Genomic DNA, 26,077 nt, shown 5'->3' on the forward strand with positions numbered 1-26,077 from the left:
GCCTCAGATCGTTTCGACACGGAACGTCGTGTGGTACGTCCGCGACTCCTGCGGGCCGAGCCAGATCATGCTGCCGTCCTCCCTGGCCGCCGCGTCGCCGGAGACGTGGTGCGTGGACGGCTCCAGCCCCACCGCGTAGTTGCCCGAGCGCAGGTTCAGCCACTCGAAGAAGTACGGGAACTCCCGCGCGGGCCACTCCACGGACACCCTCATCCCGAGCCGGTCGTTGACCACGGCCACCCGGTGCAGCCCGTCGTCGCCCGGGACCAGCGCGTGCTCGTACACCTGCTCCACGAACCCCGGAGCCGGCCCGGGGAAGACGAGGTGACCGGCCCGCTGCTCGGCCACGCTGTCGCTCTGCCAGAGCGTCTCGCGGATCGCCGCCTCGAACCTGGCGCCCTCGTCGAGCAGCGGCCAGCCCAGGTTGATGTGGTACAGGTACATGTGCGGCGTCGGCTCGAAGCCCGCGTTCGTGACGGTGTCCACCAGCCTGATCTCCTCGCCCCCGAGGTCGGCCTCGATCCGCCGCACCAGGCGCAGGTTCTCGGCGAAGACCGCCGCCTGGCGCACCTCGCCCTCCGCCCACAACACGCAGCGCTCGCCGTCCCAGCGCTCGCCGTAGCCGGTCAGCCGGGCGGGCAGGTTGCCCGCGCGCCCGTGCAGGCCGTGCCGCACCGACGCGCGCGGCGGATAGCGGTAGGTGCCGGCGGGCACGTCGCCGCCGAACAACGTGTGGTCCAGCCCGGCCGTGACGATCAGGCCGGAGAACGAGCGCAACCACGACAGCCCGTCCTCGTCGGCGTTCTCGTGCAGCCCCGGATGGCGGAAGCCGGTGGGGGAGCGCCAGCCGAACGCGCGCCCGCCGTGCTCGGCGTGCCCGATGTCCATGCACCGGTCCACCAGCACGTCGAACGCCAGCCCCGATCCGGTCCTGAACTCCAGCGCCCTGATGCCGCGCTCCACCCCGTCGGCCAGCGTCACCAGCCGCACCCCGCCGGCCGCGCTCAGATCGCCCGTCAGCTCCGCCAGCCGCCTGCGGTCCGGCGTCATGCCATCACCCACCCTCCGTTGACTTCGATGGTCTGGCCCGTCACGAACGAGGCGTCCGGGCCGGTCAGGAACGACACCACGGCCGCCAGCTCCTCCGGCTTGCCGCGCCGCTGGAGCGCCTGACGCTCCAGCACCATCCGGTCGTACGCCTCCGGATCCGGATGGATCGTCTCGGCCGCCGTCGGGAACGCGCCCGGCGAGACGCAGTTGACCCGGATCTCCTCAGGGCCGAGCTCGCGGGCCAGCGCCCTGGTGAGCGCGGCGGCGGCGCCCTTGGTGGCGACGTACGCGGCCAGGTCGGACCAGCCGCCGTGCATGGTGATGGAGGCGACGTTGACGATCGCGCCGCCCCGTCCGCTCGTCTGCGTGCTCATCTGCTGGGCGGCGAGCTGGGCCGCCAGCCAGTAGGCCCGCTGGTTGACGGCGTGCACGTCGTCGTACTCGGCCAGCGGCACCTCCAGAAAAGGCCGGGCCGGATAGACGGCCGCGTTGTTGACGAGGATGCCGACCGGCCCCAGCCGCGCCCGCGTCTCGGCGAACGCGGCCTCGACGGCGGCCGGGTCACGCAGGTCGGTCTCCAGGGGGAGCGCGCCGTCGAGCCCCTTGGCCTCGACGTCGAGTGCCGCCACCCGGTGGCCGTCGGCGGTCAGCCGGCGCACGATCGCGCGGCCGAGCGCCCCGGCGGCGCCTGTGACGAGCGCCGTGGTCATCTGTGCCTCCATTCGTGGTGCACCTGCTTGAGCAGGTCGCGGGCCGGGACGCGGGCGAGCAGCCCGTCGCGGATCAGCGCGGACGACCTCCCCTGCAGGGCGATGTAGCCGGGGAAGCGCGGCCTGACCCAGGCGGCCTCCAAGGTGGCCCGGGTGCCGCGGTAGAAGCTGTCGCCCTCCCCGGCGGACTCCCATACGGCGCGGGTCGCGGGCTGCCCGCCGGTGGCGGGGAACAGCCCGGTCTGCACCGGCTCCGTCAACAGGCGGCGCAGATGGGCGCGGACTGCCTCGCGGATCGTGCCGATGCGCCTGCGGGAGACGGCGAGCCCGGTGCCGCCGAGCACGCTGCCCGGCGGCCGGCCCGGCCAGGCGGGGGCGTCGGAGAAGGCCAGCGGGTAGGTGGCGTACCCGTACAGGAGGGGGCAGCAGTCGGCCTCGCCCGCCGCCAGCGCGTCGAGCACGCCGATCGGGTTGCGCATCGACATGCTGGTGTCCGCGGCGGCCAGCAGTTCCGCCATCAGCTCCAGCGCCCTGGCCCCCGCCTCCACGTCCAGGAAGTCGCCCGAGCAGAGCGCGCAGAACATGAGAAACGCGTGCGGTCCGCCCAGGCACAGCACCATCCGCACGTCCCGGGCGAACCCCGCCATCTCCGTCCAGTCCGCCGGCACCCGCACGCCCGGCCCCGCGGCCGCCACCTGGGTGGCCGCGTCGAGCGGCAGCGCCCACTGGCGCCCGTCCAGGCGGTAGCTGTCGAAGCAGCGGCCCGCCGACCCGGCGCGCAGGGCCGCCAGCTCATCCGGCTCGAACAGCTCCTCCATCGGCACCAGCGCCTCCACCGCCGCGCCCAGCCCGGGATGGTCCACGACGAGCACGTCGTACGTCTCGCACAGCCGCGCGATCGGCTCCGACTCGAACCCCTCCAGCGGCTGCCGGTCCCACACGATCGGCTCGGGCACTGTGCCGTACGGGTTCCGGCCGGTCAGGTCGAGCCGGGTCAGCTCGTCCAGCGGGGCGTACCCCCTCGGATGGTCCCAGGTCAGTCCTCGCATGCCAGCACGCCCTCCGCCAGCAGCTCGGCCGTGCGCTCCGGCGGGTAGCCGAGCTCGCCGAGCAGTTCCCTCGTGTGCTCGCCCACCAGCGGCGCGCCCCTGCGCACCTCGGGAGGCGTGGCGCTGAAGCCGTACGGGAAACCGGGCGTGGTCACCGTGCCCTCGGTGCGGTGCTCGTAGGTGACGAACGAGCCGTTGTGCCGGACCTGCGGGTCGGCCACCAGGTCGGCGTAGCCGTACACCGGGCCGGCCCACACGTCGTGGCGGGCGCAGATCTCCAGCCACTCCGCCGTCGTACGGCAGGGCAGGCGGCGGGCCACGAGCGCGGTGATCTCGTCGCGCCTGGTGTGGCCGTCGGCGTCGCCGTCCATGCCCGCGAGCCCCGGCAGGTCGAAGGCGACGGCCAGCACGTCGAGCCGGGGCATGCCGAGCGCGAGATATCCGTCCTTGGTGGCGAACACGCCGTAGGGCGCGCGGATGTAGGTGTGGCCGTGCGGCTCGCTCCCGCGGCGCTGCGGCACCCCGCCGACCGTGAAGACCGACAGCTCCTGCATCTGCACGGCGACGGCCGCGTCCAGCATGTTGACGCTCACCCGCTGGCCCTCGCCGGTGCGCTCGCGGTGCAGCAGCGCGGCCAGCGCGCCTTCGAAGGCGCTGTAGGCGGTGACGGCGTCGATGGCGTAGGTTCCCGCGGGAGCCGGCGGGTCCCCCTCGCGGCCGGTGCTCAGCATGGCGCCGCTCATGGCCTGCAGCAGCAGATCCTGGCCGGGCCGCGCCATGTAGGGCCCGCTCTCGCCGTAGCCCGACATGGAGACGTACACGATGCGGGGGTTGAGCGCGCTGATCGTGGCGTGGTCCATGCCGAGCCGCTCGGCCACGCCGGGCCGGTAGTTCTGCAGGAACACGTCGGCCGTCGCGGCCAGCCGGTGCACGATCTCCCGGCCCTCGTCCGCCTTGAGGTTCACGGCCAGGCTGCGCTTGTTGCGGTTGAGCGACAGGAACGACGCGTTCACCCGGTTGCCCGTCGCCCCGCCCGCCGGGGCGTGCCGCTGCCACTCGCCGGTCACCGGCTCGACCTTGACGACGTCGGCGCCGAGGTCGCCCAGCCGCATGGCGGCCAGCGGCCCCGCCATCGCGATGGACAGGTCGACCACCCGGTAGCCGTCGAGTACGCCCATCAGCGCCCCTCGAACACGGGCTCGCGCCGCTCGGCGAAGGCCGCCCTGCCCTCGGCCGCGTCGGCGGTGGCGAAGCAGACGGTCTGCAGGTCGCGCTCGTACCGGATGGCCTGCTCCAGCGGCATCGAGTAGGCCGCCCTGACATTCGCCTTGGCCGTCTGCGCGGCGATCGGCGGCCTGGCCGCGATCCGCCCCGCCAGCTCCAGCGCGGCCGGCAGCAGCTCCTCCCTCGGGTGCAGGTCGGTGACCAGCCCCCACCGCAGCGCGCGGCTGGCGTCGATCGGGTCGCCAGTCAGCAGCATGGTGGCCGCGTTGCTCGGGCCGACGGCGTGGGCGAGCAGCGCCGACTGGCCGCTGCCGCCGATCCAGCCCAGCTTGATCTCCGGCGCGGCGAACGTCGCCGTGTCTGCGGCCAGCCGGATGTCGCAGGCCATGGCCAGTTCCAGGCCGCCGCCGTAGGCGTAGCCGTTGACGGCCGCGATGAGCGGCTTGCGCAGGGCGCGTACGGCGTCGCCGTAGTCGCCGCGGTTGCGGAACTCCCACGGCGTCGCGTACGCGTCGAGTTCGCCGATGTCGCTTCCGACGCAGAACGAGCGTTCGCCCGCGCCCGTGAGCACGGCCACCCGCACGCCCGGGTCGGCGTCCACCCTGTCGAGGCCGGCGCGCAGGGCGGCGGCCATGCCGGGGGTGATGGCGTTGAGCTTGTCGGGTCTGTTCAGGGTGATGACGGCCACGGGACCGTCGACGTCGAGGTGGACGTGCACGTGTTCGCTCATTTCATGGGGTGGTCAGCAGCAGAGCCGTACGTGCTGCTCGGCGTCGGCGCGGGCGACCTCGACCACCTCGCGCATGGCCTCCTCGGCCTTGCGGTGGTGGTGGCGCCTGATCGCCACGGCGACACGTTCGTGGCCGGGCAGCGTCTCCTTGTTGTGGGCGACGGAACGGGTGTGCACCTGGCGTACGGACCGCAGGGCGATGCTGATCATGTCGTAGACGTAGAGCAGCAGGTCGTTGTCCGCCGCGGCGAACACCGCCTTGTGGAAGGCCAGGTCGGCCTCGATGAACGGCTCGGGGTCGTCGGCGGTGGCGTAGAGCGCGGCCAGCGCCTCGTCGATGCGCCGGACGGCCACCGCGTCCGCCCGCTCGGCCGCCACCCGCGCCGCCCCGGGCTCCAGCGCGACCCGCAGGTCGGCCAGCACCCGGATGTCGCCGGGCCGCGGCTCGGGCATGAACCGCCAGCTCAGGACGTCGGCGTCGAGCAGATTCCAGGACTCGCGGGGGCGCACGATGGTGCCCGCGCTCCTCCTGGTCTCCAGCAGGCCCTTGCCGGCCAGCACCTTCACGCCCTCCCTGACGGCGGAGCGGCCCACGCCGAGCTCGCCGACCAGCTCCTCCTCGATGGGGATGGACGTGCCGGGAGCCAGCCCGCCCTCGACGATCTGCGCGCCGAGCGCCTGGACGACCTGGACGTGCCGGGCCGCGTCCGGCTGGGGATCTGTTGCCACGGTTTCGCAAGCTACCCCGAGCGCCGCCGTTTTCCTAGACCTTCATCCGATGAAATTCGAACTTCATCGGATGAAGGCCCTTAACAATCCCGGATCCCAGTAGTACGTTCCCAGCAAGCGGCACCGACCTCCGCCACAGGGAGAGACCATGAGGCTGGCACTGATCCACACCTCGGCGACGCTGGTCGACGTGTTCGCCGGGCTGTGCGCCGAGCACCTGCCCGGCGTCGGCACGTTCAACATCGTCGACGACAGTCTGATCAAGGACACCATCGCCGCCGGCCGCCTCACACCTCTGACGGCGCGGCGCGTCGCCGGTCACGTCGGCTCCGCCGAGGCCGCGGGGGCCGATCACATCCTGGTGACCTGCTCCTCCATCGGCGCCGCCGTCGAGGCCGCCGAGCCGCTGACCGGCGTGCCGGTGACCCGCGTCGACCGCCCGATGGCCGACCGCGCCGTCGCGCTCGGCCGCAGGATCGGCGTGCTCGCCACCCTCACCACCACCCTCGAACCCACCGCCGACCTCGTACGCCGGCGTGCCGCCGCCGCCGGAAAGGAGATCGAGCTGACCGCCAGGGTGTGCCAGGGCGCGTTCGAGGCGCTGATGAGCGGCGACGCCGCCACCCACGACGCGCACGTGGCGCGGGCCCTCGCCCAACTCGGCGCGGACGTCGACGTGGTCGTGCTGGCCCAGGCGTCCATGGCCCGCGTCGCCGGTACGGTTCCGGCGACGGTTCCGGCGACGGGGCCGATCCTGACCAGCCCGCCGCTCGCCATGCGACACCTGGCCCGGGAGATCCTGGGCGAGCGGGCGGGCCGGTGACCACCTCGCCCGGAGCGGAGCGCGTACCGGCCGCCCGGCTCGGGGCGGGCCGCGAGCCGGGGGACGGGCGCGAGCTGACCGTCGCCACGTACCACGTGCTCACGCGCCTGCCGCTCGAACAGGCGGTGAGCGCGATCGCGGGCGAGCAGAGCACCGGCACGTTCGTCGGCGTCGCGGGCGAGACCGACGAACTGCGCGCCCGGCACGGCGCGGTGGTGCTCGGCATGACCGAGATCCCCCCGCCGGTCACCGAGGCGCTGCCCGGTGCGGCCGGCGACGGGCCGCTCACCGCCGGCCTGGTGCGGATCGGGTTCCCCCTGGACAACACCGGGCCGTCGCTCACGAACCTGCTCCCCGTGGTCGCGGGCAACCTGTTCGAGCTGCGGGAGCTGGCCGGGCTGAAACTGACCGACCTCGACCTGCCCGCCGCGTTCGCGCAGGCATACCTGCCGGCCCGGTTCGCGGTGGAGGGCACACGGCGGCTGGTGGGGCGTCCCGGCGGGGTGCTGATCGGCACCATCGTCAAGCCCAACGTCGGGCTGCGCCCCTCCGACTACGTGGACCTGGTGGTCGAGCTCGGGCTGTCCGGGGCCGACTTCATCAAGGACGACGAGGTGAACGGCGACTGCCCGCCCGCGCCGCTGCCGCAGCGGGTGCGCGCGGTCACGTCCGCGCTCGACGAGGTCGAACGGAGGACCGGGCGGCGGCCGATGTACGCCTTCAACATCAGCGACGAACCCGACCGGATGCTCGCCCATCATGACCTCGTCGTGGCCGCCGGCGGCACCTGCGTCATGGTCAACCTGAACGTCGTCGGCCTCCCCGCGGCCGCGATGTTGCGCCGGCACTCCCGCGTGGCGATCCACGGGCACCTCACCGGCACCGGAGCCCTGTTCCGCCATCCCGGGATCGGCATCGCCCACGTCGCCTACCAGAAGCTGGCCCGCCTGGCGGGGGTCGACCACCTGCACTGCGGCGGGTTCCACAGCAAGTTCTACGTCACCGACGACGACGTGCGACGCACGGTGGCGGCCGTACGCGAACCGCTGCTCGGCGGCTTCCCGTGCCTGCCCGTGTTGTCGTCCGCCCAGTGGGCCGGCACCGCGCCCGTCACCCTGGAGCGCACCGGCACCAGCGACCTGCTCGTCCTCGCGGGAGGCGGCGTGCTCGGCCATCCCGACGGGCCCGCGGCCGGGATCGCCAGCATGAGGCAGGCGTGGGCGGCGGCCGAGGCGGGCGTGCCGCTGACCGAGGTGGGCGAGCCCGAGCTGGCCAGGGCGCTTCGGCACTTCGGCGGGGTGGTGCGGAAGTGAGGCCGCGGTGACGCGCATCGCCTTCGCGGCCGACGACTTCACGGGCGCGACCGACGCGTTGTGGCAGTTCAGGAGGTTCGGGCTGACCGGGTCGCTGGTCACCGACGTGGCGCACCTGCACGACCGGGACGACGTCATCGGCATCGCCACCACCGCGCGGACGTCGGCCGACCCCGCCTCCGTGGTGCTGCCCGCCTTCACGGCCCTGGCGGGGCTGCGGCCGCTGGTCATCCAGTACAAGGTCTGCTCGACCTTCGACTCCTCCCCGCAGCGCGGGAGCATCGGGGCCGTCGTCGCGGCCCTGCACCGCGCGGGCATGGCACGGGGTCCCGTACCGGTGCTGGCCGCGCAGCCCGAGCTGGGCCGCTGCACGTGGTTCGCCAACCATTTCGTACGCGCGGGCGACGAGGTCCACCGGCTCGACCGTTACCCGCCGGCGCGCGACCACCCGGTCACCCCCGCGACGGAGGCCGACCTGCGGGTACGCCTGGCCGAGCAGGGCGCGGGACGTACCGGGTGGTTGCCCGCGTCGCCGTCGGAGGACGACTACCGGGCGAGGGCCGGGGACGCGGCCTTCGTCGCGGACGCGGTGACGGACGAGCACGTCAGGGCGCTCGGGCGGTTGCTGCTCGCCGACGCGGCCACCCGTACCCCGCTGTGCTGCGTCGGCTCCGGCGGCCTCAGCCGCGCCCTCGCCTCAGCACTCGCCTCCGCCTCCGCTCCGGCGACGACGGCGGGGCGGGAAGTGCTGGGGGCGGTCGCGCCGGTGCTCGTCCTGTCGGGAAGCCGCTCGCCGATCACCGCCCGCCAGATCGACACGGCCGAGCGGGCGGGGTGGCGGGTGTTCGCCGACCTGTCCAGTCCCGCCGGCCTCGTCGAGCAGGTGGAGGAGAGCCTGCGCGACGGCCGGCACACCATCGTCGAGTCGACCCGCGGACCGGCCAGGGACCCGGACGGCATCGGGACGTCGCTCGGCCGGATCGCCGCGACCATGGTGCGCGCCGGGCTGGTGCGGCGGCTGGTGATCGCGGGCGGCGACACCTCGGGCCAGGTCGTGGCCGCGCTCGGCGTCCGGTCGCTGGACGTGGTCGCCTCGCTCGCGGCAGGCGGGCCGGTGTGCGTGCCGGCCTCGGACGATCCCGCGGTCGACGGGATCGAGGTGGCGCTGAAGGGCGGCCAGGTGGGCGGGGACGACTATTTCCTGCGCGCCGCCGCCGGTCACCGCGAGCGGCCTGATGACTGCCGGCTCGGGGCAGGGTACGCGCCAGCGCGTCGGCCACCAGGGCCGGCCGCGGAAGGGGACGTGGCAGGAGATGCAGTTCGACGTCGGTGACGACGCTGAGCTCACCGTCCGCCGTCCAGCCCAGGGCTTCGACGGAGCACTGGAAGGGCAGAGCGTGCAGCCGCTCGCCCTCCGCGGGCCAGACGGTCACCACCGGCGCCCTGCTCGATCGCGGTCCGTAACTGCCTGCGGATCGTCTCCTCCGGTAACCCGATCGGTTCCACGTCGCCTCCGAGGTGTTCGGCCGATGGCATCGTACATATCAGGTCAAGCGGCGACTGGGTAGGGGGCGGGCTGCTCGCAGCGGCGGTGTCCTGTGCGCACTTGTCATCGTGCACCATCGCATTCGCAAAGGCGATGTGGATCAGCTTGCGCGATCGTCAAATAGTGTCCGGATTCTGTGACATTTGCCCCAGGTGCGGCGCTGTACAGCGGATCTTGGGAGGGGGTGTTTCAGCAGGTGAAGCCGGTGGTCCGAGGGCACCCGGGGAGGGGTCGCCGACTAATGCGCTTGACCTGACCGTTACGCCGAACGGTTTCTACCCGTTACATTTTTACATATATTCTGCGCTCTGATCGCCATCTCGGCGTCAAGTGGATTTCACCATGCGAGATGGGTTTACGTTGCGAGGGCGCCTCTCCGGTCGGAAGTCCGCGCCCACGGTCAGCGCGAACGGAGAGTAATGGGCAAGTACCTGCTCCGCAGGTTGGCAATAAACGTGATCTTGGTCGCCCTGGCGGCCAGTCTGGCGTACATGCTCGCGGCCACCACCATGAACCCGCGGGGGGCGTACGAGGGTCGCCAGCCACCGGTGGCAGAGGCGGTCATCGACGCGACGCTCGATGAGTACAACCTGAACGACAAGACCCCGGTGCTCGTCCGTTACGGCACGTGGGCCAAGGGCGTCGTCACTGGAGACTTCGGCCGCACGTGGAACGGCGGCTCGGTCAACAACGAGATGGGCCGGCGGATCATGGTCAGCCTACGGCTGCTGCTCATCGGCACGCTGGTCGGTTTCGCCGTCGGTGTGGCGCTGGGCGCGATCTCGGCGGTGAAGCAGTACAAACTCACCGACCGGTTCATCGGGGTCAGCTCCTTCGTGATCATGGCCGTTCCGGTGTTCGTGCTGGCCACTCTGCTCGCGATCGCGACGTACAACCTGAACAGAGGACTGGGGTTCTCGCTCATCGAGTACACCGGCGAGTACAACCCCCGGTTGTCCGGCTTCGACCAGTTCCTCAACCGGCTGAACCACCTGATCCTGCCGACGATCTCGCTCAGCCTGGGCCTGATCGCCTTCTACAGCCGCATCCAGCGCAACATGATGCTCGACGTGCTCAACCAGGACTTCGTCCGCACCGCCATGGCCAAGGGGCTGAGACGCAGGACGGCGCTGACCAAACACGCGCTGCGCACCGCGCTGATCCCCGCCGCCACCTACTTCGCCTTCGCGTTCGGGACGATGTTCACCGGTGCCACCTTCACCGAGAAGATCTTCGCCTGGCACGGCATGGGCGCCTGGCTGGTCGACTCGATCAACCAGAACGACGTCAACTCCGTCGCCGCGGTGACCTTCTTCACCGCCGTCTGTGTGTTGTTCGCCGCCTTCCTGTCGGACCTGCTGGTGGCGGCCCTCGATCCTCGGGTGCGGGTGAGCTGACATGCGATCGAAAGTCGTCCTGCGGCGCCTGCTCCGCAACAAGCAGGCCCGTTATGGCTCCATCGCCCTGATCGTGCTGGTGGCCCTGGCCTACCTCGGGCCGTTCGTCGGCCCGTACGACTGGACCGACAAGGACTTCCTGGCCTTCCTGTCGCCCCCCGGCGGCGACCACTGGTGGGGCACCACCACGATCGGCCAGGACATGTACGCGGTCACGCTCCGCGGCATGCAGAAGTCGATCCTCATCGGCCTGCTCGTGGCGCTCATCTCCACAGGGCTCGCCGCGATCGTGGGCGCGTTCGCCGGATATTTCGGCGGCTGGGTGGACAAGACGCTCATGTGGGGTGTGGACCTGCTGCTGGTCCTGCCGAGCTTCCTGATCATCGCCATCATCTCGCCGCGGCTGCGGGAGGGCGCCTCCTGGCTCTGGTTCGTGGCGCTGCTCGCCGCGTTCTCCTGGATGATCACCTCCAGGGTGGTGCGCAGCATGACGCTCTCGCTCCGCGAGCGGGAGTACGTGCAGGCCGCCGTCTACATGGGCATCCCCCGCTGGAAGATCATCTTCCGGCACATCGTGCCCAACCTGTCCTCGTTGCTGATCATCGATGCCACGCTCAACGTCAGCGGCGCGATCATCGGCGAGGCCGCGCTGTCCTTCTTCGGCTTCGGCATCCAGCCGCCCGACGTCTCGCTCGGCACGCTGATCGCGGAGGGTTCCCGCAACGCCACCGGCTACCCCTGGCTGTTCGCCTTCCCCGCGGGCCTGCTGGTGCTGCTCGTGCTCAGCGTGAACATGATCGGCGACGGCCTGCGTGACGCACTCGACCCGGGGAGCAACTCGTGAGCATCTTGGAGGTCAGGGACCTCACCGTCACCTTCCCCGGCGGCATCCAGGCCGTGCGCGGCGTCAGCTACGAGGTCGAGCGCGGCGAGGTGCTCGGCATCGTCGGCGAGTCCGGCTCGGGCAAGTCCGTCACCTCTCTCGCCGTCATGGGCCTGCTGCCGACGAACGCCGTGGTCAGCGGCTCGGTCAAGCTGCACGGCCGGGAACTGCTCGGCATGAAGGAAGACGAGCAGATCAAGGTACGCGGCAAGACGATCAGCATGATCTTCCAGGATCCGCTGTCGGCGTTCACGCCCGTCTACACCATCGGCGACCAGATCGCCGAGGCCGTCCGCGTCCACCAGAGCGTCGGCAAGGACAAGGCCGCCAAGCGCGCCGTCGAACTGCTCGACCTGGTCGGCATCCCCAACCCGGGCCTGCGGGCCAAGGCGTTCCCGCACGAGTTCTCCGGCGGCATGCGGCAGCGCGCCATGATCGCCATGGCCATCGCCAACGACCCCGACCTGCTCATCTGCGACGAGCCCACCACGGCGCTCGACGTGACCATCCAGGCCCAGGTGCTGGAGGTGCTGAAGACCGCCCAGCAGGAGACCGGTGCCGGCATCGTGATGATCACCCACGACCTGGGCGTCATCGCCGGCATGGCCGACCGGGTGGTCGTCATGTACGCGGGCCGCCCGGTCGAGCAGGGCCCCGTGGACGACATCTACTACCGGCCGCGGATGCCGTACACGATGGGTCTGCTCGCCTCGATCCCCAGGATCGACGGCGAGGAGGGCCCGCTCGTGCCCATCGACGGCAACCCGCCGTCGCCGGCGTCGCTGCCGCCCGGCTGCCCCTTCGCGCCGCGCTGCCCGATGAAGGTGGACATGTGCGACGACGAGGAGCCGCCGCTGACGCCGTTCGGCAGCGGCCGCCACGTGGCGTGCATCCGTTCGCACGAGATCGAGCACAAGGGCCTGACCGGGGCGGACGTGTTCCCGGTGCCGGTCATCCCGCCCAACGAGGTGGTCAGGGTGCCGCGTGCCGAGCGCCCCACCGTGCTCGAACTCGACGCCATGACCAAGCACTATCCGCTGCTGAAGGGCGCGATCGTCAAGCGCCGCGTCGGCACCGTCTACGCCGTCGACGGCATCAGCTTCGACATCGCGCAGGGCGAGACGCTGGCCCTGGTCGGCGAGTCCGGCTGCGGCAAGACCACCACCCTGCAGCAGATCATGCAGTTGCAGCCGCCGGAGGGCGGCCGGGTCGTGGTGCTCGGCAAGGACAGCGCCACACTCGACAAGGCGGGCCGCAAGAGCCTCCGCGGCGACCTGCAGATCGTCTTCCAGGACCCGATGGCCGCGCTCGACCCGCGCATGCCGGTCGGCGACATCATCGCCGAGCCGCTGCGGGCGCACGGCGAGAAGGACGTGCGCGCCAAGGTCGAGGAACTGCTGGTACTCGTCGGGCTCGCCGCCGAGCACGCCGAGCGCTACCCCCAGCAGTTCTCCGGCGGCCAGCGGCAGCGCATCGGCATCGCCCGCGCGCTCGCGCTGGAGCCGAAACTGCTGGTGCTGGACGAGCCGGTCTCCGCACTCGACGTGTCCATCCAGGCAGGCGTGATCAACCTGTTGGACGAGCTGAAGAGCAGGCTCGGCCTGTCCTACCTGTTCGTGGCGCACGACCTGGCCGTGGTCAGGCACCTCGCCGACCGCGTGGCCGTCATGTACCTGGGCAAGATCGCCGAGATCGGTACGGTCGAGAACGTCTACGACCGTCCGGCGCACCCGTACACGCAGGCCCTGCTGTCGGCGATCCCGCTGCCCGACCCCGAGATGGAACGCACCCGCAAGCGGATCCTGCTCGAAGGCGACCTGCCCAGCCCGGCCGACCCGCCGTCCGGATGCAGGTTCCGCACCCGCTGCCCCAAATTCGCCGTGCTCAGCGAGGCGGAGCAGCGGCGGTGTGTGGACGAGGAACCCTCGGTTGCCCGGCTGGCGAACGTCGTCGACCACGGCGCCGCCTGTCACTACGCGGAGGAAGTCGAGGTCATCACGGCCTCGGACAATCAGGAGGAAGAGTGAAGGTTCGATACCGTGCGGCCGCAGGGCTGACGGTCCTGGCCATGGCCGTCGCGGCCTGCGGTGGCGGCGGCGAGACCAACCAACCGAACGCCGAGCAGTCGAAGCAGGCTCAGCAGCAGATGTCGGAGACCCCGGCCATCAGCATCAACCCCGTCCCGTACGAGCAGGTCAAGGACGGCGGCACGCTGACCCTCCCTGTCGGCCAGTGGCCGAGCCAGTGGAACGGCAACCACGTGGACGGCAACCAGGCCGACACCGCGGAGATGCTCGACACGATCATGCCGATGCTGATGGTCTCCGACGAAGAAGCCAACTTCACGGCCAACCCTGACTACCTGACCGACGTGAAGAACGAGACGTTGGACGGCAAGCAGGTCGTCACCTACACGCTCAACGAGAAGGCCACCTGGTCCGACGGCACGCCGATGACGTGGGAGGACCTCGAGGCCGCGTGGAAGGCCAACAACGGCGAGAACAAGAAGTTCAAGCCGGCCTCCACGGACGGCTGGGACCGGATCGAGTCGGTGAAGAAGGGCGACAGCGACAAGGTTGCGATCATCACCTTCTCCAGGCCGTTCCCCGAGTGGCAGGGCCTGTTCTCCCGGTCGCCGCACCTCATGCCGGCCAAGCACATGAAGTCGCCTGAGGCGTACGACAAGGACTACCTGCAGAAGATCCCGGTCACCGCGGGCCCCTTCAAGGTCGAGAAGATCGACGAGGGCACCAAGACGCTCACCGTCGTGCGTGACGACAAGTGGTGGGGCAAGAAGGCCAAGCTCGACAAGGTCATCTTCCGGACGATCGAGACCCCCGCGGCGCAGGTCAACGCCTTCGCCAACGGCGAGCTCGACATGGTGGAGATCCCGCCGGGCAGCCCCGCGGACCTGAAGCGTGCCAAGGAAGTCCAGAACGTCGACATCCGCAAGGCGCTCAGCCCCAACTGGCGGCACATCACCGTCAACAACCAGAGCGAGTTCTTGAAGGACAAGAACGTCCGGCACGCGGTCGCGTACGCCATCAACCGGGACGTGATCACGCAGTCCGACCTGAAGGACATGGACTGGCCGCTGCAGACGCTCGGCAACCACGTCTTCATGAACAACCACAAGGGCTACGTCGACAACTCCGGCGACCTCGGCAAGTACAACCTGGAGAAGGCCAAGCAGCTGCTCGACGCGGCCGGCTGGAAGCAGGAGGCAGAGGGCCAGCTCCGCAAGAAGGACGGCAAGGAGATGAAGCTCACCTTCGTCGTCCCGGCGGGCGTGCCGTATGCGAAGACGGAGGGCGAGCTCACCCAGGCCATGCTCAAGGAGGCGGGCATCGGCCTGACCATCCGGCCGGTCCCCGATGACAAGTTCTTCACCGACTTCATCATCAAGGGTGACTTCGACCTGGTGCCGTTCTCCTGGATCGGCACGCCGCTCCCGATCGGCAGCCTGGCGCAGATCTACAAGACCGGCTCCGAGAGCAACTTCCCGAAGGCCAGCGACCCGGCCATGGACGAGGCCATCGAGGCCGCGGTGAGCGAGACGGACCCGGCCAAGGCCATCGAGCTGGCCAACGCCGCCGACAAGCTCATCTGGGACATGGTGCACACGATCCCGCTGTACCAGCGCCCTGACATCCAGGCGGCCAAGAAGACCCTCGCCAACCTCGGCGCCGAGGGCTACAAGTTCTACGACTGGACCGCGGTCGGCTTCACCGGCTGATCCTCGCGCACGAAGAAACCCCCGGCAGGGCCTGCCCCGCCGGGGGTTTCGCGTGTCCGCGGAGCCGGTTGGCCGGCTCTGCGGCCATCGGGTAGGGTCGTGCCTTGAATCGGTGCTTTCGGTCGCTACGAAGGCATGGTGGTGTGGCGAGCGCCCGGAGGCGTCGCCGGAGGAGCAGGAAGGAGCGAGGAGCGTATGACCGCCCGCTGGGTGGCTGCCGTGAGCAGCATTCGTTCCTCTGCCCGCCCGTACCCTGCCCGCCGCACACGACCGGAGCACACGCATGACCGACGACCTCACCCTGCGCGCCGAGACACCCGGTGACGAGACGGCGATCAGGGCCGTGACCGCGGCCGCCTTCGGCAAGCCGGAGGAGGCCGACCTCGTCGAGGCGCTGCGCCGCGACCCGGCCTGGATCCCCGCCCTGTCCCGGGTGGCGGTCACCGGCGGCCGCGTCGTCGCCCACGCCCTGCTCACCCGCTGCCACGTCGGCGAGACACCCGCGCTCGCCCTGGGCCCGGTCGCGGTCGCGCCCGAGGTGCAGCGCCAGGGGCTCGGCACGCTGGTCGTCGAGGACGCGCTGCGGGAGGCGCGGGAACGCGGCGGAAGCGCCGTGGCCGTGCTCGGGCACCCCGCGTACTATCCGCGCTTCGGCTTCACCACCGCCTCCCGCCACGGCATCGGCGTCGCCTTCGACGTGCCCGACGAGGCGTTGATGGCCATGTCGCTGGACGGCGAGCCGCTGCCGTCCGGCACGATCCGCTACGCGCCTCCGTTCGGCGTCTGACGACAACCGCGGGCGCCACCGTCCACGGCGGTGGCGCCCGCGGGGATCAGCGCCGGAACTCGCGCAGCGTGGTCGGTGGCCGGCCGCCGTAGCGTTCGATGCTCTCCGTGACGCGGTAGAGCGGGTGGTCGCCCGGCCCGATGAGGCGGAAGATCGCCCACAGGTGGGTCAGGTGCTCGACGGTGTACGGGTCGCCGTACTTCTTCATGGCCCTGGCCTTCCACTCCTCGGGCGGCACGTCCGCGTACGGCAGCCCGAAGGCGTCGGCCACCTCGCCGATCGTCGCCATCTGCCCCGTCACCAGGCACACCGGGTCGGCGGGCACCGGGTCGAGGAGCAGCCCCGCGGCCACCCTGGCCACGTCGGCGCCGGCGACCAGGGGGATGCGGGTGTCGGGCGGACCGAGCGGGAGCGCCAGCCGGTCGCCGTCGGCTGCCACGGCCAGGTTCTCGAAGAACACTGCGGCCCGCAGGTGCACCGCGCCCACGCCGGCCCGGTCGAGGACCTGCTCGGCCACCCAGTGCCGGCGCATACGGGGCGTCAGTGCCTCGGGCGAGGCGTCCAGCTGCGACACCTCGACGACCCGGTCCAGCCCTTCCTCCCTGGCCGCCGCCGCCAGCACGGCCGTGGCGTCCAGCAGACCCGCCGTCACCGGGTAGGTGAGGAACGCCCGGCGCACGCCGCGCACGGCCGGGCGTACGGAGGTGATCTCCCGCAGGTCGCCCACCACCACCTCCGCGCCGCGCTCGCGCAGCGCGTCGGCCCGGTGGTCGTCGGAGTGCACGAACGCCCGCACCTGCGCGCCGCGCTCCAGCAGCAGCTCGGCGACGTGCCGGCCGGTCGATCCCTGCGGCCCGCCGGCCGCGCCCGTGACGAGGATCATCGCTCCTCCGGCAGGGTCAGGGTGAACAGGCCGAGCCGCTCCAGGTCGCGCAGGAACGGTCCGGCGGGGAACGCCTCGGCCGGGCCGTACACGCCGGGGGAGCCGGGGCCGTCGCCGTCGGCCAGGCGTACGGCGGCCTCCACGGACGTCAGCGCGCTCATCCGCCACAGGTCACGGCCGCTCGCCTGCCCGGCGCGGCCCCCGTCCGCGGTGATCACCTGCGTGGCCACGGTGAAGTCGGAGCCCGCCCTGGCGGCGGCATCGGCGTGCTCGCTGGTGAACACCTGCTCCTCCTGGAACGTGTGCGCCGTGAGCTGCGCCTCGACCTGCCGCGCCGGCACGTGCCTGGGCACGGTCAGCACCTCGGAGAACGGGACGGGCGCGATCATCGTGCGCGGGCCCAGCGGCGGGGGGAACGGGAAGACGGCGTTGCGCGGCTCGACGTAGCCGATGTGCTGGGCGCCGTCCGTGTAGGTGATCCGCCGGGTGTCGGCGAACAGCAGCTCCGCGGTGCTCTTGGCGCCCGTGGTCAGCCGCCAGCCGCTCACCGCGTACGCGGTGATCACCCGGTCGATGTCCGTCATGCCCGCCGACACGGCGCCGGCGAGCAGGTCGCCCAGGCCGCCGTAGAAGCTCATGGCGGTGACCATGGTGATGCCCGCCCGGCGGGCCGGCCCGGACATGGCGTCCAACATCCACTTCGTGTGGTGCTGCTCCAGGGCGTGGTCCACGTAGTGGCACCCGCCCTCCGCCGCGGCGGTGGCGACGGGTGCGCCGGTGTGCGTGAACGGGCCCGCGCAGTGGATCAGCACGGCCGCCTGCTCGGCGAGCCGGCGTAACGCGCCGGGGTCGTCGAGCGTGGCCCGGTGCACGCGCGCGCCTCCGAGCTCGTCGGACAGGGCCTTAAGCGCGCCCTCGTCGCGCCCGGCCAGGACGACCCGGCGGCCGCGGGCGTGGAGCTCGGCCGCCACCAGGCGCCCGGTGTGACCGGTGGCGCCGTAGACGGCGATGTGCTGCGGTGCGGACACGGCTCGCCTCCATGTTCCATACTGTGAGTACGTAACTAGGCCTCGAAGTTACGTACCGCGAGTATGTACGTCAAGGGGAGAACGATGACCGGCCGCACGCAGGCAGAGCGCTCGGACGAGACGACGGGCAGGCTGGTGCGGGCCGCGCGCCGGTTGTTCGGCGCGCGGGGATACGCGCCCACGTCGATCGACGCGGTGGCCGCCGCGGCCGGCGTCACCAAGGGAGCCGCCTACCACCACTTCGGCGGCAAGGTCGCGTTGTTCCGCGCCGCGTTCGTACGCGAACTGGAGGAGGTCTCCGCCGCGCTGGTGCGGGCGGCGGGCCAGGAGCACGAGCCGATGGAGGCGCTGCGGCGCGGGTGCCGCACCTTCCTGGAGCACTGCCTCGACCCGGGGTTCCGCCAGATCGTGCTGCTGGACGCGCCGTCGGTGCTGAGCTGGGAGACCGTCAGGGCGATCGAGCACGATCACCTGCTGCGGGTCCTGCACGACGGACTGCGCGTTGCGGTCGCGGGCGGCCAGGCCGCGGACGGCGATCTGCCCGTCCGGGCCCGGCTCGTCTTCGGGGCCCTGTGCGAGGGCGGGATGTTGCTGGCCCGCTCCCAGGACCCGGCGGCCGACCTGCCACGGCTCGCCGCGGAGGCCGACCGTTTCCTGGAGGCGCTCAGGCGCTGATCAGCCGTGCGAGTCGGTGACGGAGCCCTTGACGGTGGTCCGGCAGGAGGGGCCGTTCGGGCCGTCGAAGCGGACGGAGTCGAAGAAGTCGCGGAAGTCGACGTAGAAGTTGCCCTGGTCGCGCGGGCTGGTCACCGCGGAGCAGCCGCCGTAGCCGGCCTCGGAGAACAGGTGGATCCACGAGTCGGTACGGTTCCAGTCGGACTTGGCGCGATCGGCCATGCCCAGGGCGGCGAGGTCGGGGGTGTCGGCGTTGATCTCGATGAGGTCGCCCGTGCCGTCGAGGCCGGAGAACATGCAGTAATAACCGTCACGGCACCGGTCGTACCCGTCGGCGGCCTGGGCCGGGGTGGCGAGCGAGGCCAGAGCGGCGGCGGCGATCGGTAAGGCCAGCATGTGAAGCTTCTTGCCCAACGTTCCTCCATGATTGAAACTTTCTTTCGCTCCGAACATACATGGCGCGATCTTGTCAGGAAAGGGGTCGATCGACTCCGCTTCGCGACCGGCCGCAGGTGCCGGCCAGCTTTCTGGTGGCGCACCACAGGGCGCCCTCCCGCCCGCCTGGGTGGAGCCGCTGGACGTCCGTCCCGAGCGCCTGCCGGAGGAGTCGGGGAGGGCTCTGCACGGTCCCCTCGCCGCCGAGCACGAAGTACGCGGGCCGCGTCTCGCCGTCGCGCGCGTACGTTGCGGCGGCGTGCGTGTCGAGGTGCCTCCGGGCCGCCTCGGTGAAGGCGGAGGCCATGCCGCCGATCAGGCTGGCTTCGTCGCGGCGCACCAGATCGCCCGCGCGGTCCGGCAGCACGACCACGAGTTCGGGCACAGCGCGAGCGGCCACCACGGCAGGACGAGGGCGTCGAGTAGCGGTCGGCGACGTCGCGGTCGACCGCGGCTCGCTCGGCGCCGGCGTTCGTCACGCTGGAGTCCCCGGACCTGTGCCGCCTGGTCCACCGCGCTCACGAACTCCGCCTCCTCGCGTGCCCTGACGGGATCGCCCCAGATCGAGTCGGCGGAAACGGCGGAGAAACCACCGCAGGTCTAAACCTGTCGCCATAGGCCGGGCCAGGGCGTCTGAATACCAGACGCGGACACCGTCCCGGCCGCTCAAGGGGAAAGGATCTCGCTTGTGGATCGTGTGAAGATGATCGGCCTGGCAGGTCTGGCCTGCGCGACGCTGACGCTGAGCGTCGCGACACCCGCTACCGCGGCCGACGCGGACCGGGCACGGCTCGGCGACGTGCAGAAGGCTCTGACAGAGCTGGCAAAGAGCCCTGAAGTGGTCGGCGCGATCGGCGCCGTCTACATCGACGGCAAGAAGGTCGACAAGGGCTCGGCCGGCACCCGCCTCCTGAACGACAAGGGTGGCAAGATTCCCGCCGGCGCCCGTTTCAGGGCCGGATCCCAGACCAAGGCCATGACCCAGGTCGTCATCATGAAGCTGGTCACCGAGGGCAAGCTCTCTCTGGACGACAAGCTCAGCGACCTGCTGCCCGAGGTGGCGGAGAAGGACCTGGTGGAGCGGGCCGACGAGATCACCGTGGAGCAGATGATCCACCACACCTCGGGCATCCCCAACTGGTTCACCCCCGAGCTGATCGACTACCTGGACTTCACCACGTACATTCCGCCGATGGAGCTGGTCAAGAGGTCGCGCACCGTGGCGCGCACCCAGGAACCAGGGGAGAAGTTCTCCTACTCCAACACCAACTACTACCTTCTCGGACTGATCATCGAAGACCTCACCGATCGCTCGGTGGCCGCGGAGTTCGAGCGGCGGATCTTCGACCCCCTGCACATGGATGACACCTACCTGCCGGTCACGTTCCCCGGTCGCATCAAGGGCCCGCACGGGCACAGCTACTACCCCGACGAGAACGGCAAGCTGCACGACGTCGACCGCTTCAACATGAGCTACGGCTACGCGGCCGGAGGGGTGATCTCCACCACCGACGACCTGAGCGCCTTCCACCTGGCGCTCGGCAAGGACCTGCTGACGAAGGAGGAGAAGGACGCACTGAACGCCGGCCGGCCGGCCCCGCCTCCCTCAGAAGAGCCCTCCGACAAGGGCGTCTGCGGGGGCGGATTCGGCGCCGCGGCGGGCAGCGCACCCAGTTTCAAGGCCATCACCTACGGTTCGCGTGACACGGGTGTGCAGTTCGTCGTGTCCGTAACGCTTGGTACGGCCCACAGCGATCCCGCCGTCGAGCCCATGATCAAGAAGGCGGCGGAAGCCGTTCTCTGCCCCGGGACATAGCACGTCCGCGCCGCTGCCCGCGTCACCGACACGGCGTCACCGAACAGGGCCTCCACACCGAACCCTGAACCCTCCAGGCCGCCGCCTACCGCTGAGCCGGCGGCAGGGCGGAGGATGACGTTTGCGTCCTGCTGGGCACGGAAAGGATGGACGATCGTGATTCGGGTGTTGCTGGCGGAGGACATGGAGCTCATCCGCGGGGCCATCGTCGCGCTGATGGGGTTGGAGAGCGATCTGACGGTGGTCGCCGAGGTGGCCTCGGGGGAGGCGGCGGTGGCGGCGGCCCTGGAGCACCGGCCGGATGTGGCGGTGCTCGACGTGCACATGCCCGGCGAGCTCGACGGGCTCGCCGCGGCCGGTGTGCTGGCCGAGCGGCTGCCCGAGTGCCGGGTGCTGATCCTCACGTCGCTGGGGCGGCCGGAGACGTTGCGGCAGGCGCTGGCGTCCCAGGCCAGCGGGTTCATGCTCAAGGACGCGCCCCCCGCCCAACTGGCGGAGGCGATCCGCAGGGTGGTCGCGGGGGAGCGCGTGCTCGACCCGGATCTCGCCGCACAGACGATCATGAGCAGGCCCAACCCCCTGAGCGAACGGGAAATCATGGTGCTGCGGATGGCGGCCGACGGCCTGGAGACCGCGCAGATCGCCTCGACGCTCTACCTATCGAAGGGCACGGTGCGCAACTACCTGGGGGCGATCGTCACCAAACTAAGTGCCCGTAACCGGCTCGACGCCGTCCGCATCGCGACCGAAGCCGGTTGGTTGTAGGACGAGAAGCTCATATCCTCCGTCAACGCGGGAGGCGCGCAGGGTGCCGCCGTGGGCGCTCACGCGCTGGGCCAGGTTGCGCAGGCCCTGTCCGGGCGGAGCGGCGTCGGGGCCGGTGACGCCGTCGTTGGCGATCCTCAGGCGTGCGGTGGCGTCACGCGCGGTGAGCTCGATGCGACAGGTCCGGGCACGGCTGTGGCGCAGGACGTTCGTGACCGCCTCGCGCAGCACCGTGGCCAGCAGCGCGTCGACTTCGGGCGGCAGCTCGACCGCGGGATCGGCGTGGACGCCCGCTCCCGCGGTGGACAGCACCTCACGGGCGGAGGCCAGCTCGGTCGCCAGCGACAACGGCCGGCCGCTGTCGCGGGGAATGGCCGCAACGTCGGCGAGGGCACGTTCGGCGATGCGGGTGATGTCGGCGAGTTGCTCGGCGCTCCGCTCAGGCATCCGGACGGCCAGCTCTCCCTTCACCACGATGGCCGACAGACTGTAGCCGAGCAGGTCGTGCACATCGCGCGCGATGCGGCGGCGCTCCCGCTCCACTGCGATCCCGGCCAGCGCCAGGCGGGCCTGGCGCACCTGGACGACCATGTCGGTGTGCAGGGCCAGGCCATGGAACATGACCGCGATGGCGAGCGCGTTGAACGTCCAGTAGAGGTTGTCCACCGGAGCGATGCCGCGTAGTGCCATCACGACGGAGGCAGCCGCCAGCACGGCGCCGACCACGGGGAAGGCCGCCCAGCGGGTCCACAGGATGAGAAGGGAGCCCGCGGCGTAGCCGATCAGCTGCGGGTAGGGACGGTCAGGGAAGAACAGCGGTGCCAGGGCGAGGGCAAGTTGCAGCGGAAGCGTCCATCCCGCGTGCGCGGGCCGGACCCCGGGCGGCCGGGGCCATGAGTGGCGCAGTTGCAGGCCCGTGACCCCGGCCAGGATCAGCAGAGCGGGGGCCAGGACGCCGGGTGGCAGCGCCGCACGCCACAGGAACACCGCGGAGACGATTAGAAAGCCCAGGTGCACGGTCACCAGGATGGGCAGCGCGAGCCGGGGTGTGAGGTCGTCGAAGGGCGGCTGAGCCGGGGCCGGCGGAGCCTGCCGGGCGCGGGCGGCTGCCCGGCGGGCCAGGGCGACGATCTCGCTGGTGCGCCCCTGCGCCGCCAGGGCGGTGATGGCCGACAGGCTGGAGCCCAGGACGCTCTCGAACTCGCGTGAGGCCCGCTCGCGCTCTTCGGCGACCGAGGTCTCGGCCAGTTCGTGGCGGGCGGCGTGCAGTTCGGCGCGCAGGTCGTTCAGCCGGGTGACGCCGAACACCACCAGCCCCTGCGTGAGCGCGTTCACCATGGCGTTCACGCAGGTGTAGGCGTCGGCCGTGTTGAGCAGGCCGGTGACGGCCACAACGGCTCCCGTCAGCACCCAGCGCGCAGGGCCGCGCGCGATCAGGAGCACGGAGGCGGTGAGCAGCCCGGGAGCACCCTGCCCGGCCCACACGAACAGCAAGGCCTGCGCGACCAGGGTCCATGGACCGACCAGGCGGCGCGGGCGGGGCAGGCTGTGCACGACCTGAAGGATCACCATGACGATCGCGGGAACGCCGGGCAGCGGGGCCAGCGGGTCGAACGCCACACCCGCCAGGACCACCAGGATGATCACCACAGCGGAGAATCATACCTAAATGTACGGATCGTGCGTTTCGCCGGAAGTATCGGTGTCCCTGACACTGGTCCGGTATCACCCCAGGTCGGCAGGGTTGTGGTCATGAAAGTGCACCTGATCCGCATCTGGGCCACGGTACTGGCCGGCGCCGTGATCCTCACAGCAAGCCCGGCCACGGCATCCGCAAGGCCGGTCACGCCGGAGACCGACCTGCCGGGACTGGCCGAGATGGTCGACCGCATCGTATCGGGGCAACTGGCCGAGAGCCGCATTCCCGGCGCGGCCGTCGTCGTGGTCTCCGGTGGGCGTACGGTTCTCGCCAAGGGATACGGTGTCGCCGACGTGGCCACACGCCGGCCGGTCGACCCCCGGCGCACCGGCTTCTTCACCGGATCGCTCGCCAAGCTGTTCACCGCCACGGCCGCGCTGCAACTCGTGGACGCCGGCAAGCTCGACCTGCGGGCGGACGTCAACAAATACCTGACCGCGTTCAAGATCGAGGATTCCTACCCGGGGCGACCGGTCACCCTGGAACACCTCCTGACCTACACGGCCGGCTTCGACGACAACGTCGTCGGGCTCGCCGAGGCCGATCCGAAGGACGTCGGCTCCCTGGCGGGCAGCCTTGCCGACCGGCAACCGCGCCGGGTACGCCCGCCCGGCACGCGCGTCGCCTACGACAACTACGGTCTGGCGCTGGCCGGCCACCTCGTGGAGGCCGCCTCAGGGCAATCGTTCGCCAAGTACGTCGAGCAGCACGTGCTCAAGCCGCTCGGCATGAACGCCACCAGCCTGGCCGTGCCGCACGCCGCGACACTCGACGCCCACCTCGCCGGCGCCTACCGCCCGAGCGAGGACGGCTACGCCGCCGTCAAGGGCCAGTACGGCCCTTGGGCCCCTGCCGGAACCGGCCCCGTCTCCACCCCCGCCGACATGGGCCGCTTCATGCTCGCCCAGCTCAGCGGCGATCCCCGGTTGGGCAAGAACGTCGTCCGCCGCCTTCAGGAGCAGCACTACGCCCAGGACCCACGCATCCCGGGCATGGGATACACCTTCGAGCAGCGCTCGCACAACGGTCACCGGATCGTCTACAAGGACGGCGAGGTGACCGGCCACCACAACGTCATGGGTCTGCTTCCGGAGCAGGACCTCGGGATTTACGTCGTCTACAACGGCGACGGCGTCGGCGGCCAGGCCGGCTGGAACGGCCAGAGCCTCGTCAAACGCATCATCGACCGGTATCTGCCCGCGAAATCGGCCAGCGCGAAAGCCGTCTCCGGCGGGGACGTGACCCGCTACGCCGGTACCTACCGCTCCACTCGCACCAGCCGGACCAGCCTCATGAAGGTCAGCTCGCTGTTCGCCACGATGGGCGTCCAGGCCAACGCCGACGGCACTCTCACCACCACCGGTCTGTCGCCGGACCCGGAGAAGACGACCCAGCACTGGACACCGATCGGGCAGGGTCTCTTCCAAGAGCGCGATGGCCAGGCGAAGATCGCCTTCGACGACGAGGGCACGCTGTCGACCTCGATGAACCCGTCCGAGGCGCTGGAGAAGCTGGCCTGGGCCGACGAGCCGATGCCGCACACGATCCTGCTGGGCCTCAGTGCCCTGGTGTTCGTGCTCGCCTTCCTCGCCCTGCCGGTCAGCACCTTGGTCCGGGTCCTGCGCAGGCGTTCCCGTGCCGGCGCCCGGTCTCAGCCGGCCGGCGCCCGTGCCGCCCGGCTGCTGGCCTGGATCACCGCCGCGCTGGTGACCGTCTTCGTCGGCGGGATCGCCATGACCATGTCCGATCCGAACGTGGTCACCGAGTTGACCGTTCTCTACGCGCCCCGGCTGGCCGCGCTGCCGATCGTCGCCACGGCCGGGCTCGTGCTCAGCGTCCTGGTCGCCGGCTACGCGGTGGCGGCCTGGGTGAAGGGCTGGTGGGGCCGGCCGGGCCGGCTGGGCTACACGGCGCTCGCACTGGCCGGTGTGGTGTTCTTCAAGATCGCCATGACGTACAACCTGCTCGCCCTGCCGTTCCCGACGAACTGACGACCGAGGTCCTCATGGCCGCGTTCCGCACGACCCGCTGCTCATGCCGGGCCTGCACCCGGTGTGCCCAAGCACTCCTTAACGGTGGATCCGCGCTCAGCCGACGGTGACGTCGAGAAAGATGGGCTTCTTGCCGGCGAGCAGCGGGGCGCCGTCGTCGTCGGTCATCTTCCAGAAGATCTTGCAGCGGCCGGGGGAGTCGGCGGCGCGCACACGTACCTTGATGTCGACCGTCTCGCCGGGCAGCACCGGTCCGATCCCGACCCGTTCCGGCGCCTTGCACGGAGTGTCGTTCATGCGGGTCAGGTAGCGATCCTGCCACGGGACGGTGCCCGCGTTGCGGATGCGCCAGACCTTGTCGAAGGCGGCGCCCTGCTTCACCACGCTGCCGTCGGGGTAGGTCACGTCACCTTCGAAGACGGAGTCGTCGCGCGGCGAGACGCTCTGCGCCGGGGTGGGCCGGCTCGTCGGGGATCCGTTCCCGTCGCCCTCGCCGAGCAGCGGCAGCACCCAGCCGAGCAGGATGGCGGCGACCCCGACCACGCCGGTCGCCGCGGCGAGCACGGTCGCCTTTCCCGCCGGCGGCCTACGGCGAGCGCCCTGCCGCGCTCCGGAGGACGTTGCGGGACCGCCGGACGGTGCCGCGCCGACGGATGCCGCGGAACCACCGGGCCGTGAGGATCCGTCCGGTGGAGACGCCTCGCCGGGCTGGGGCGCGCCCGGTTGGGAAGCCCCGCCGGGTTGGGAGGAGCCGGGTGGCGACGAGTCGGCGAGCTGGGGCGAACCGGGCTGCGACGAGCCGTCAGGC

24 protein-coding genes are annotated in these 26,077 nt (G+C 71.1%); 12 read left to right on the forward strand and 12 right to left on the reverse strand.

The window, feature by feature from the left end; translation table 11 throughout:
- Positions 1-3 precede the first annotated feature (3 nt).
- Genes E1267_RS18810 through E1267_RS18835 form a run of 6 tightly spaced genes read right to left on the reverse strand, consistent with a single transcriptional unit; the run spans position 4 to position 5,492 of the window.
- A complete protein-coding gene (locus E1267_RS18810) occupies positions 4-1,050 on the reverse strand; it encodes an aldose 1-epimerase family protein (protein WP_132333871.1) in 1,047 nt (348 codons plus the stop codon).
- Positions 1,047-1,760: an SDR family NAD(P)-dependent oxidoreductase gene (locus tag E1267_RS18815; protein ID WP_132333872.1), complete on the reverse strand. Its 714-nt coding sequence runs from the start codon at positions 1,758-1,760 to the stop codon at positions 1,047-1,049. The genes E1267_RS18810 and E1267_RS18815 overlap by 4 nt, the downstream gene beginning before the upstream one ends.
- The gene (locus tag E1267_RS18820) at positions 1,757-2,809 is read right to left on the reverse strand and encodes a type 2 periplasmic-binding domain-containing protein (protein ID WP_132333873.1); all 1,053 of its coding nucleotides are present in this window, start codon (positions 2,807-2,809) and stop codon (positions 1,757-1,759) included. The genes E1267_RS18815 and E1267_RS18820 overlap by 4 nt, the downstream gene beginning before the upstream one ends.
- Complete coding sequence (locus E1267_RS18825; RefSeq protein ID WP_132333874.1) at positions 2,797-3,987, reverse strand: CaiB/BaiF CoA transferase family protein; 1,191 nt, start codon at positions 3,985-3,987, stop codon at positions 2,797-2,799. The genes E1267_RS18820 and E1267_RS18825 overlap by 13 nt, the downstream gene beginning before the upstream one ends.
- Complete coding sequence (locus tag E1267_RS18830) at positions 3,987-4,763, reverse strand: enoyl-CoA hydratase/isomerase family protein (RefSeq protein WP_132333875.1); 777 nt, start codon at positions 4,761-4,763, stop codon at positions 3,987-3,989. Before E1267_RS18830 ends, E1267_RS18825 begins: the two co-directional genes overlap by 1 nt.
- Positions 4,764-4,775: 12 nt before the next feature.
- Entirely contained in the window at positions 4,776-5,492 is a 717-nt protein-coding gene (locus tag E1267_RS18835; RefSeq protein ID WP_132333876.1) for a FadR/GntR family transcriptional regulator, read from the reverse strand.
- Between the two features lie 148 nt (positions 5,493-5,640).
- Here E1267_RS18835 and E1267_RS18840 point away from each other — a divergent pair, with 148 nt between their 5' ends.
- The 8 genes from E1267_RS18840 to E1267_RS18875 all read left to right on the forward strand — a co-directional run bounded on the left by E1267_RS18840 (position 5,641) and on the right by E1267_RS18875 (position 15,977).
- Complete coding sequence (locus E1267_RS18840; protein WP_132333877.1) at positions 5,641-6,315, forward strand: aspartate/glutamate racemase family protein; 675 nt, start codon at positions 5,641-5,643, stop codon at positions 6,313-6,315.
- On the forward strand, positions 6,312-7,628 hold the full coding sequence (locus E1267_RS18845) for a RuBisCO large subunit C-terminal-like domain-containing protein (protein ID WP_220449565.1): 1,317 nt from the start codon (positions 6,312-6,314) through the stop codon (positions 7,626-7,628). Before E1267_RS18840 ends, E1267_RS18845 begins: the two co-directional genes overlap by 4 nt.
- A 7-nt stretch (positions 7,629-7,635) precedes the next feature.
- Positions 7,636-8,961, forward strand: a complete 1,326-nt coding sequence (locus E1267_RS18850) for a four-carbon acid sugar kinase family protein (protein ID WP_132333878.1) — start codon at positions 7,636-7,638, stop codon at positions 8,959-8,961.
- Between the two features lie 632 nt (positions 8,962-9,593).
- A complete protein-coding gene (locus E1267_RS18855) occupies positions 9,594-10,571 on the forward strand; it encodes an ABC transporter permease (RefSeq protein ID WP_132333879.1) in 978 nt (325 codons plus the stop codon).
- 1 nt (position 10,572) lies between these two features.
- Positions 10,573-11,415, forward strand: coding sequence for an ABC transporter permease (locus E1267_RS18860; protein WP_132333880.1), 843 nt, complete (start codon positions 10,573-10,575; stop codon positions 11,413-11,415).
- Complete coding sequence (locus E1267_RS18865; RefSeq protein WP_132333881.1) at positions 11,412-13,481, forward strand: ABC transporter ATP-binding protein; 2,070 nt, start codon at positions 11,412-11,414, stop codon at positions 13,479-13,481. Before E1267_RS18860 ends, E1267_RS18865 begins: the two co-directional genes overlap by 4 nt.
- A complete protein-coding gene (locus E1267_RS18870) occupies positions 13,478-15,190 on the forward strand; it encodes an ABC transporter family substrate-binding protein (RefSeq protein ID WP_132333882.1) in 1,713 nt (570 codons plus the stop codon). Before E1267_RS18865 ends, E1267_RS18870 begins: the two co-directional genes overlap by 4 nt.
- A 283-nt stretch (positions 15,191-15,473) precedes the next feature.
- The gene (locus E1267_RS18875) at positions 15,474-15,977 is read left to right on the forward strand and encodes a GNAT family N-acetyltransferase (RefSeq protein WP_132333883.1); all 504 of its coding nucleotides are present in this window, start codon (positions 15,474-15,476) and stop codon (positions 15,975-15,977) included.
- Positions 15,978-16,023: 46 nt separating this feature from the next.
- Here the strand turns inward: E1267_RS18875 and E1267_RS18880 are convergent, their stop codons facing one another.
- A complete protein-coding gene (locus E1267_RS18880; RefSeq protein ID WP_132333884.1) occupies positions 16,024-16,860 on the reverse strand; it encodes an NAD(P)H-binding protein in 837 nt (278 codons plus the stop codon).
- On the reverse strand, positions 16,857-17,888 hold the full coding sequence (locus E1267_RS18885) for a saccharopine dehydrogenase NADP-binding domain-containing protein (RefSeq protein WP_220449566.1): 1,032 nt from the start codon (positions 17,886-17,888) through the stop codon (positions 16,857-16,859). The genes E1267_RS18880 and E1267_RS18885 overlap by 4 nt, the downstream gene beginning before the upstream one ends.
- A gap of 84 nt (positions 17,889-17,972) precedes the next feature.
- On the opposite strand from E1267_RS18885, the gene E1267_RS18890 reads away from it, so the two are divergent.
- A complete protein-coding gene (locus tag E1267_RS18890) occupies positions 17,973-18,563 on the forward strand; it encodes a TetR/AcrR family transcriptional regulator (RefSeq protein WP_161714933.1) in 591 nt (196 codons plus the stop codon).
- Here E1267_RS18890 and E1267_RS18895 read toward each other — a convergent pair whose 3' ends face one another.
- Together E1267_RS18895 and E1267_RS18900 are read right to left on the reverse strand one after the other, a co-directional pair.
- Positions 18,564-18,959, reverse strand: a complete 396-nt coding sequence (locus tag E1267_RS18895; protein WP_246064002.1) for a peptidase inhibitor family I36 protein — start codon at positions 18,957-18,959, stop codon at positions 18,564-18,566.
- Between the two features lie 73 nt (positions 18,960-19,032).
- On the reverse strand, positions 19,033-19,398 hold the full coding sequence (locus E1267_RS18900) for a hypothetical protein (RefSeq protein WP_132333887.1): 366 nt from the start codon (positions 19,396-19,398) through the stop codon (positions 19,033-19,035).
- Between the two features lie 288 nt (positions 19,399-19,686).
- Here E1267_RS18900 and E1267_RS18905 point away from each other — a divergent pair, with 288 nt between their 5' ends.
- Both E1267_RS18905 and E1267_RS18910 read left to right on the forward strand, forming a co-directional pair.
- Positions 19,687-20,814 (forward strand): serine hydrolase domain-containing protein, encoded by a 1,128-nt coding sequence (locus E1267_RS18905; protein WP_132333888.1) that lies wholly within the window; start codon positions 19,687-19,689, stop codon positions 20,812-20,814.
- A 156-nt stretch (positions 20,815-20,970) separates the two neighbouring features.
- A complete protein-coding gene (locus E1267_RS18910) occupies positions 20,971-21,579 on the forward strand; it encodes a response regulator transcription factor (RefSeq protein ID WP_132333889.1) in 609 nt (202 codons plus the stop codon).
- Here the strand turns inward: E1267_RS18910 and E1267_RS18915 are convergent.
- Entirely contained in the window at positions 21,520-23,229 is a 1,710-nt protein-coding gene (locus tag E1267_RS18915) for a sensor histidine kinase (RefSeq protein ID WP_132333890.1), read from the reverse strand. The genes E1267_RS18910 and E1267_RS18915 overlap by 60 nt on opposite strands.
- Before the next feature lie 102 nt (positions 23,230-23,331).
- On the opposite strand from E1267_RS18915, the gene E1267_RS18920 reads away from it, so the two are divergent.
- The gene (locus tag E1267_RS18920) at positions 23,332-25,269 is read left to right on the forward strand and encodes a serine hydrolase domain-containing protein (protein WP_132333891.1); all 1,938 of its coding nucleotides are present in this window, start codon (positions 23,332-23,334) and stop codon (positions 25,267-25,269) included.
- A gap of 96 nt (positions 25,270-25,365) precedes the next feature.
- On the opposite strand, the gene E1267_RS18925 is transcribed toward E1267_RS18920, so the two are convergent.
- Positions 25,366-25,833, reverse strand: coding sequence for an NBR1-Ig-like domain-containing protein (locus E1267_RS18925; protein ID WP_132333892.1), 468 nt, complete (start codon positions 25,831-25,833; stop codon positions 25,366-25,368).
- Positions 25,834-26,077: the final 244 nt, after the last annotated feature.

Source organism: Nonomuraea longispora (assembly GCF_004348345.1).
Lineage (GTDB): Bacteria > Actinomycetota > Actinomycetes > Streptosporangiales > Streptosporangiaceae > Nonomuraea > Nonomuraea longispora.

Coding starts and splice junctions, on each gene's coding strand:
- E1267_RS18860 (WP_132333880.1), top strand. CDS start 10,573: ATGCGATCGAAAGTCGTCCTGCGGCGCCTGCTCCGCAACAAGCAGGCC.
- E1267_RS18810 (WP_132333871.1), bottom strand. CDS start 1,050: ATGACGCCGGACCGCAGGCGGCTGGCGGAGCTGACGGGCGATCTGAGC.
- E1267_RS18890 (WP_161714933.1), top strand. CDS start 17,973: ATGACCGGCCGCACGCAGGCAGAGCGCTCGGACGAGACGACGGGCAGG.
- E1267_RS18920 (WP_132333891.1), top strand. CDS start 23,332: ATGAAAGTGCACCTGATCCGCATCTGGGCCACGGTACTGGCCGGCGCC.
- E1267_RS18820 (WP_132333873.1), bottom strand. CDS start 2,809: ATGCGAGGACTGACCTGGGACCATCCGAGGGGGTACGCCCCGCTGGAC.
- E1267_RS18840 (WP_132333877.1), top strand. CDS start 5,641: ATGAGGCTGGCACTGATCCACACCTCGGCGACGCTGGTCGACGTGTTC.
- E1267_RS18855 (WP_132333879.1), top strand. CDS start 9,594: ATGGGCAAGTACCTGCTCCGCAGGTTGGCAATAAACGTGATCTTGGTC.
- E1267_RS18825 (WP_132333874.1), bottom strand. CDS start 3,987: ATGGGCGTACTCGACGGCTACCGGGTGGTCGACCTGTCCATCGCGATG.
- E1267_RS18895 (WP_246064002.1), bottom strand. CDS start 18,959: ATGCTGGCCTTACCGATCGCCGCCGCCGCTCTGGCCTCGCTCGCCACC.
- E1267_RS18815 (WP_132333872.1), bottom strand. CDS start 1,760: ATGACCACGGCGCTCGTCACAGGCGCCGCCGGGGCGCTCGGCCGCGCG.
- E1267_RS18830 (WP_132333875.1), bottom strand. CDS start 4,763: ATGAGCGAACACGTGCACGTCCACCTCGACGTCGACGGTCCCGTGGCC.
- E1267_RS18875 (WP_132333883.1), top strand. CDS start 15,474: ATGACCGACGACCTCACCCTGCGCGCCGAGACACCCGGTGACGAGACG.
- E1267_RS18880 (WP_132333884.1), bottom strand. CDS start 16,860: ATGATCCTCGTCACGGGCGCGGCCGGCGGGCCGCAGGGATCGACCGGC.